1 protein-coding gene is annotated in these 1,473 nt (G+C 53.6%); it reads right to left on the bottom strand.

The window, feature by feature from the left end; all coding sequences use genetic code 11:
* Window positions 1-682: 682 nt before the first annotated feature.
* Window positions 683-1,189 (bottom strand): RNA ligase family protein, encoded by a 507-nt coding sequence (locus RM190_RS23280; RefSeq protein WP_311761866.1) that lies wholly within the window; start codon window positions 1,187-1,189, stop codon window positions 683-685.
* Window positions 1,190-1,473: the final 284 nt, after the last annotated feature.

The following is a 1,473-nucleotide window of genomic DNA, read 5'->3' as shown; positions in this document are numbered from 1 at the left end:
CATAAGGCTATGCCTTACGACCATTTGCTCAGTCAGAGCAGACGGCCCTCACCGCAGGCTTACTACCGGACCACCGTTCGTGACTATCATCATCCAGTCTCTGCGTGACATTCGTAGAGGATGATATAACCTCCATAGTGTTGGCTGTTCGCTCAATTTCCTTGTGCAAAGAAATAATATGCTCCAGCCCGACGCGATGCCGAGCTTGCTTGTAGGTCACCCGCTTTTCTGGACGTCGGGTTAGTTGCTGATAAACGTCCTGATAATGCTGGAGATTTGCAACTCCTACATCAGATGGATCAACATTCATTGGCAAATTCACGGCTAGAGAAATCCTTTTTAATTATGCGCGGAGATAGTTACCATTCTCTTAACACGGTTGGCCTGACCAGATAGGGGATCTATGCCCGAAAGTTGGCGACGGTCTCATCATGCTGCAGTTTGAAGTTGCTTGATCCCGTCCCTGAATTCAATACCCTTGATGAGCTCCCGCATGCCGCTGGTGCCGCCGCGCTTGCGGCGTTTGGCCGGCGCAGAGATGAGCAGCTGCTCAACCCGCGGTGCTTGATATCCAGCAGCAACTCGCGCGCGTTAATTGGCCCCAAACTCGGGTTTGACCGCAAGACATCCGGCAACTATAGGCTGTTCCCAACGCTCAGCCTGTTCTGAGACCGAGCTGCCGTTAAGCCTCGGCCAGGCGATTGGGGATGAGTTCCGCCTTCGTCCAGTGGGTTTCTAACTGGACATGCCCCTTCCTGACATATTTCCCTACCCGTCTGGGCATGTCAGCTTCCGCGAACGAGCCAGCGATCCTTGCCACAAAACCTTCTTGTTTCGTCACGTCGAGGGCCTGCGTCAGGTCTTCGAACAGACCTGCACGATAGGGACCTCGATAGAGCGACGGAACGGGTTGGATTCCCAGCTCCTCAAAACGTGCCTGTGTCAGAACCCACGACTGGACCTCATCGCCGACGATCCAAGCAAAGCCGAGAAAATATGATGGCAATGCATCATCAGCGACCGAATGACGAGCAAAGACATTCTCACCAACAATACGCTCGCCCGCTGTCAGATAGGGTGAAATCCCAGCCGCAAATGCTTTGAGCCAGTCTCGGGAAGGATGATAGCGGCTGTCTGGGCTGCGCGCATGAGAGCCGCCAGCGTGAATGGTCGTGTTCTCGCCGTCCATTTATTCGGTGACGACCAAGTCCTCCATCATCAGGCCTTCGAGTGAAAACATAATCTTGTCGTCACTGGTGGCACCCGGTGAGATTGGCAGATGAAAGGTGCGGCCGTATTTCTTCATGGAGACGCGATAGCACAGATGGCTGAGTGGCGGCTATGGGCTCAAAGCTGCCGTTTGCTTCTGCAGAATTTCCATAACGTGCTTGAACCTCACGCCCGATCGGACCTATCAATTCAACATATATTGAGGTGTTGATTCGATGGACGAACCCCAAGCGCTGGCGGCCT

Origin of the sequence: Paracoccus broussonetiae (genome assembly GCF_031854425.1) — a bacterium.
In the GTDB taxonomy this organism is placed as follows: Bacteria; Pseudomonadota; Alphaproteobacteria; order Rhodobacterales; family Rhodobacteraceae; genus Paracoccus; species Paracoccus broussonetiae.
Note: the sequence above shows the minus strand (reverse complement) of the source record. Positions and strands in the feature narration are given on the sequence as shown.